The 5,875-nt window shown below is 61.3% G+C and carries 7 protein-coding genes; 6 read left to right on the forward strand and 1 reads right to left on the reverse strand.

Annotation, left to right across the window (positions count from 1 at the left end):
• Window positions 1-201: 201 nt before the first annotated feature.
• Entirely contained in the window at window positions 202-1,110 is a 909-nt protein-coding gene (locus PO768_RS18345) for a LysR family transcriptional regulator (protein ID WP_272647204.1), read from the reverse strand.
• Between the two features lie 437 nt (window positions 1,111-1,547).
• Here PO768_RS18345 and PO768_RS18350 point away from each other — a divergent pair, with 437 nt between their 5' ends.
• The 6 genes from PO768_RS18350 (at window position 1,548) to PO768_RS18370 (ending at window position 5,747) form a co-directional block, all read left to right on the forward strand.
• Window positions 1,548-2,135 carry an NADPH-dependent F420 reductase gene (locus PO768_RS18350; protein ID WP_272647205.1) on the forward strand — a complete coding sequence of 196 codons (588 nt, stop codon included), beginning with the start codon at window positions 1,548-1,550 and terminating at the stop codon, window positions 2,133-2,135.
• A 358-nt stretch (window positions 2,136-2,493) separates the two neighbouring features.
• Window positions 2,494-3,426, forward strand: a complete 933-nt coding sequence (locus PO768_RS18355) for an alkaline phosphatase D family protein (protein ID WP_272647206.1) — start codon at window positions 2,494-2,496, stop codon at window positions 3,424-3,426.
• Window positions 3,427-4,085: 659 nt separating this feature from the next.
• Window positions 4,086-4,277, forward strand: coding sequence for a hypothetical protein (locus PO768_RS18360; protein WP_272647207.1), 192 nt, complete (start codon window positions 4,086-4,088; stop codon window positions 4,275-4,277).
• Entirely contained in the window at window positions 4,265-4,399 is a 135-nt protein-coding gene (locus PO768_RS29295; protein ID WP_442953249.1) for a hypothetical protein, read from the forward strand. The genes PO768_RS18360 and PO768_RS29295 overlap by 13 nt, the downstream gene beginning before the upstream one ends.
• Window positions 4,400-4,943: 544 nt before the next feature.
• The gene (locus tag PO768_RS18365; RefSeq protein WP_272647208.1) at window positions 4,944-5,468 is read left to right on the forward strand and encodes an RNA polymerase factor sigma-70; all 525 of its coding nucleotides are present in this window, start codon (window positions 4,944-4,946) and stop codon (window positions 5,466-5,468) included.
• Between the two features lie 75 nt (window positions 5,469-5,543).
• Window positions 5,544-5,747, forward strand: coding sequence for a FecR/PupR family sigma factor regulator (locus PO768_RS18370; RefSeq protein ID WP_272647209.1), 204 nt, complete (start codon window positions 5,544-5,546; stop codon window positions 5,745-5,747).
• The last annotated feature ends 128 nt before the right edge of the window (window positions 5,748-5,875 follow it).

The following is a 5,875-nucleotide window of genomic DNA, read 5'->3' on the forward strand; positions in this document are numbered from 1 at the left end:
GGGGGAGGGGGCTGGATGCGACGCGCAAGCATAGCGGCGGGCCGCTGCTGGAACACGGGAGTTTTTCGCGGAGTCGAGACCGATTTTGGTGCGCCGCGCCGCACTTGATCCTGGCTGGCCGATGGTTGCTCTCGGCAGGCGGGGCGACTGGGCAGTCCCGGCCAGAAGCTGTCTGTCACGCCAATTGCCTGAAGCCGACTTTCACTGTGTCTCCGCGGCATATCGCGCTTTGAGGTCGTCGATCAGCCACCTGCCCGCCGGCCCCGGTGGCTCCGACGCCCTATGAAATGCCTCCATCGTGAGTGCGAAGCCAGTGGGCAGCATGTCCTCCACGTCGAGCGACACCAGCGTCCCTTCCGCAAGGTCCTTGCGCACCATATGCTCCGGCATGTTTCCCCAACCAACGCTGTCTCTGAGGAATGCGTGCTTGGTGGAGAGATCCGCCAGCCGCCAGGTCGCCGCCGACTTCACGCCGTAGTCGTGGCCCGCGCTCAACTCCGAGCGATCGGTGAGAACCAGTTGAACGTGCTTGGTCAACGCCGCTCTCGGAATCCGGCGCTTGAAACTTGCAAGCGGATGATCGGGTGCGGCCACCGTGACCAGCGACAACTGACCGATGCCTTCGCTGACGAGCGACGGGAACACCATCGGTAGCGGCGCGAGAATTCCCAAGTTGCAGCGCCCGTCGACAACCGGTTGATAGCCTGCGCCCAGCCCCTCCACGAACACACGCAGCGGCGTGAGCGGGAATCGGCTGGCAAACGCCTTGGCGGCAGCACTGACGACTGCAGTCGGAAAAAACACGTCCACCACGACCGAAAGTTCCGCTTCCAGCCCCGCCGCCATCAACTTGGCGCGAGCCTTCAGCGTGTCGACACCCGACACGATGTTGCGCGCGTCCGTCAACAGGAGGAGGCCTTCTGGGGTGAGCTTCGGGTAGCGGCCCGATCGGTCGAACAGCACGACACCAATCTGCGCTTCAAGGCTGTTGACCCAACCGCTCACCGCGGACTGCACACGGTTGAGTCTTCGCGCCGCCGCCGAAAAGCTCCCCTCATCGACGGCGGTCACGAAGGTTCGAAGCTGATCTAGAGACACGCCATCCAGCATTCAAGGCTCCACCCATCTTTAATTGAGATGGATTGCATCTCAATATACCGTCTTCTCAGATGGTGTGCCTGGTTTCAAGATTCAGGCCAAGGGAACAGATCGTCCCCGGACCCCGGCGCGGAAGCAAAAGGGTCGGACTTCCTTACCGGATTCTTAGAGGCCTTGCCATGCAACTCCTTCCTCTCGACCCCAGCGTGCTCGGCCCGCGGTGGCGTCTATGCCGCAGGCAGTCCGGCAGCCGCGCTTGAGCACCAGGAGAGCTAGCTCATCGGCTTGCTGGCCTTCATCGGTGTGGTCGATGTCGCCGTCGTCCGCGCCGAAGGTCTTGCGATGGGGCCGCAAGCCAAGGATGCCGCCATCGCGCATGCCGGCATACCAGCCATCTCGGCGTGAGCCGCAGGCGGTTCAACCACAACGTTCAATCACAAGGAATTTTCATGACCTACTCCATCATCGGCTCGGGCAACGTCGGCTCAGCACTGGCCCGGCAGTTCGCGCGCAGCGGGATCGCTGTCGGCGTCGCGAATGCTCGCGGGCCGGACTCCATCGAGGCACTGGAAAAGGAGTTCGCCGGCTATGTGACCGCGCAGAGTCTGCAAGATGCAGTCAGGGCCGATGTCGTCATCCTGGCGATTCCCTTCGCTGCTCACGAAGCGGTGGCCCGTGCGGGTGCACCGTGGACCGGCAGAATCGTGGTCGACGCCATGAACACCTACGGGGTGCCACCCGAAGCGCTGCGTGGTCAGCCTTCGAGTTTGGTGGTGGCGTCCGCCTTCGGCGGGGCACATGTGGTCAAGTCGCTGAACCAGCTCCCAGCCAAGCTGCTGGCATCGGACCCTGTCGAGCATGGCGGACGAAGGGTCATGTTTCTGGCCGGGGACGACGGGCGCGCCGTGGGTGTGGTCGCGAAGCTCGTCGGCGATCTCGGGTTCGCGCCCATCGCCCTCGGTACGCTGGCGGGCGTCGGCACTCTGCTGGACAAAGGCGGTGCGCTCATCCTTCAGAACCTGGTGAAACAGGGGTAGGAAGAGTCCAGAGCTGCTGTTCGAGCAGCGGGAGTGAGCAGGCCCTCGTCGTCCGCCGGGTCATCGCAGCCTCTAATCCTGACGCCGGCCCAAGCGCAGGTGTGCCACCTGTTGCACACCGCACATTCGCAAGTTGGCATTGCCAAGATACTGAAGATCGCTCCCGCCACCGTCACCGATCGCGTCCAAAAAGTCTACGATCGACTGGACATGCGCTCGGTCATGAAGCGGGTGACGCTCATGAACAGACGGGCGCAGCACTTGGCATCACGGCAAAGGTAAGGTGGTTGAGCCAAGCTGCGCCAACAAGGGCCTGTCGAGCTTCGACGAGATCCATGGCAACGACTGGAGGTGAATCATGGCGACCAAGATCGCGTTCGTTTCCTGCGCCTACGGGACCTACCGCAAGACCCAGCCGGCGTGGGAGGACATACTGGCCGCCAAGCCAGACCTGCTGCTTATGCTGGGCGACAACGCCTACATGAGCTGGTACGGCAGCACCTGGGACTTCAAGGCCTTGGAGGACTGCTATCGCGCGCAGTTTGCCGTCAAGGAGTTCCGCGCCGTCATCGAGTCGGTGCCCACTCTGGCGATCTGGGACGATCACGATTGCGGTCCCGACGACACCCTCGGCGCCGAGGCGCCGCCTCAGTACGTCGCCACGACGCGCGAGATGTTTGATCGCTGGTTTGGGTTCGCGCGCAATAACAATCGACCGCATATGTATTGCACTTATGACGATCTGCCTGAGGTCAGGGTCGTGATGCTGGATGTACGGACCTATCGCACCAGCTCTAAGGCGGCCAATCCGACTTTGCTCGGCGATGCACAGGAGAAATGGCTGTGGAAGCAGCTAGACCCGGCCAGGACCGAACAGAAGCGGTTCACCATCATCGGCTCGGGCACGGGGTTCAGCGTGGGCAAGCCCGGGCATCGGGTGGCGGACTACAGGTCCGTGGCCGACGGCATTCGGTCCAGGTTGGCGTTTCATCCGGGCAGCGCCGGCTCCCTGGGGCGTCGGGCACTGTTCCTCGCCGGAGACGTTCACTACAACAAGTTCGTTTCGCACCCGGAAGGGTTCCATGAAGCGATCTCTTCGGGCGTGGCCTGCTTCATCCCCAAGACCTACACGGAGGACGAATTCGTGCCCGAGCGCTACGCGGACAACTGGGGGCTAATTACCATCAGCGATACGCAGATTTACGTGGACTTTCACGCCAACCCTCACACCACGGGAGGCGCGTCGCGCCGGGTCATCGCCATCGAGGACTGGACCGTCGCCAAGAAGTGATGATCGAGCGATCCCAACCTCCTGCATCGCCTGCTATGCGCAAAAACTTCGGATGTCACCCAGCGTTCGGGATTGTGAACTGGATGCCCTGAAGACCGGCCGCTCAGCACCCGCACGCGTGAATGGCTGCTGTCAGTGTGGGCTGCGAACTGGCAGTGCCGTCCAAAGCCAGTCGCCGGCGAACGCCGGTGGTGAAGAGTCGATAAGGGCTTAGCTGTTACGGCCACCCCAGTTGGTAGAGGAAATATCAACACGGTAGATCCTGCGTACCAACAACGGCACCGACAGAAAGCCCTGCATGGCAAGAAGCGGTACAGGACGTCCAGACACAAAAAAAGCCCCGTTTCACTGGGGAAACAGGGCTTTTGGGGTGTCTATCGAGACGCCGTGGCAGGCGCTGAGACTTAGTTCTTGGCGGAGAGGGCGTCCGCCGAAGAGTTAGTATTTTCCGGGGTTCTGTGGGCGAGAGTCGCTCCTACCCACAAATTGACCCCCAAATTTTTCTCTCTGTGACGGACTTCAATTCGCACAGGGACACCCGGGCCAGCGCTCGGAGCTTGCACTCGTAGGCCCCGGTGCTGATGGGTTGTGTCGTTCAAAGCTGTGCCGTGGCGCGTAGGGTTGATGCCTGGGTACTCGACGCTGCGCTTGAGCGGAGCATGAATCTGAAGGATTCGCTGCTTGCCTATGTGGGGCTCTGCATGAGCCCAACCACCCAGACTGTCGCTTGCGCTCATCGGCACACCACCGTCCAACGACTGGCTTTGTGGCTGCTCGCGAGCTGCAAACTCATGGAGGCGCAGCCACTCTTCCGTCGACTCAGCAAGCGCTGGCGACGATGGTCGGCGTGAGCCGTGGGCAACTCAACCGAGCGGCCAGTGAGTTGCAGCGAACGGGGTGCCGTTCAGCTAGGCCGAGGCGGGCTGGCGATGTTGAACGCTGCATGACTTCGAAAGATCGCTTGCACCTGTGACACCGTGGCTATCCCTGAGACGGCGCGTCTATGACCTAGGCGCGACGTCGCAGCGATCACTTGAAGCTTGGAGGACTGGCCTGAAGGAAAGTGGATCGGTGGAGCACACAAGTTTGGGCCGTGGCTGTCGTTCGCTCCCCATCATGATCAGCTTGCTAAGGCCGAAGCCCACCATTGCGGCATCGACCATCTCGTCGGGCGACATCACGATGGCCGGAGACCGGTGCTCAAGCGGCAGCCTGCCGTTGGCCCAGAAGTGGGCGCCGGTGGCGCTGGGCAGTACGGTATCGGCCTAGAGCCCTTGCTGGCCGGCTCGTGTTGCAGCGACGGGGCGAATGCATGCACAAAGGACTTCCTGCCACCGCTGCCGTCTGCAGGGTGTCAATTCGAGCGGGTGTGGGCTGCCCGGAAGGATCCGATAGACCCTGAAGCCTGTAGGTTGAAACACATGAGCACACTGTCATAAAACATAATGAGAATCATTATTATTATTTCTTGCTGAGACTCCTGCGTGCGATGCATGGATCTCATATCGGGAGCATCCATGTTCTTTCCGCATGAGCCGGTGACAGATATTGGCGCCACCTTCATTGCCAATCGACCGCAGTTGCGCATGGCAGCGCTGAAGATTCTTGGCAACATCCAACGCGCGGAAGATGTGGTTCAGGATGCCTACATGAAGGTGGTTGAGGGCGGGGGATTTCTGGAGGTCAAGCAGCCGGTTGCCTATCTGTTTCAGGTGGTGCGGAACCTGGCCAGTGACCGCCACCGGCGTGCGGTGTTGGAGTCGCAGGTTTGTGCGCACGAGGATGATGGCCTGGAGGTGCCACATCTGGGCGGCACGCCGGAGATGTTGGCAATGCATCGCCAGCATTTGCGTCTGGTGGTCGATGCCTTGTCGACTTTGCCGGAGCGCACTCGACATGCGTTTGAGCTGCACCGACTGGGCGGTTTGACTCAGCGCGAAGTGGCAAAGACTCTGGGTGTATCGACCACCATGGTGAACTTCATGGTGCGCGATGCGATGAACTGTTGCCGAGATGCATTGACCAAGGCTACGCAAGCCTGAGACCCGTCGGTGAGGGGGGCTTAAAATCCAGGGGTGGCTCCACCGCCATGCTCAGACAACTCCCTGACGACGATCATGACGGACCTATCGCGCGACGACCCTATCTGGCAAGCCGCTTTGGGCTGGGTGATGCGCGAGCATGAGAAGGCGCTGAACGACGCCGAACTCATCGAGCTGAAGGCTTGGCTCATGATGGATGCTGCACATCGCAGCGCCTACCGGCAGGCGCAGCACCTGTGGTCGATTACTGGAATGGTGCCCCCTTCGTCGTCTTCCTGAGCTTTCACGCTCGAGTAGTTCCCCACTAAATTCCCGGACGCCTCAATCGTCATCTGTGTATCGGGAAGCCTCTGAGTGCCTGGCAGCAGGTGTAGGCATCCCTTGTGCATCGGTGCGAGGGCGTCGCC

Source organism: Paucibacter sp. XJ19-41 (assembly GCF_028462495.1).
Taxonomy (GTDB): Bacteria; Pseudomonadota; Gammaproteobacteria; order Burkholderiales; family Burkholderiaceae_C; genus Roseateles_E.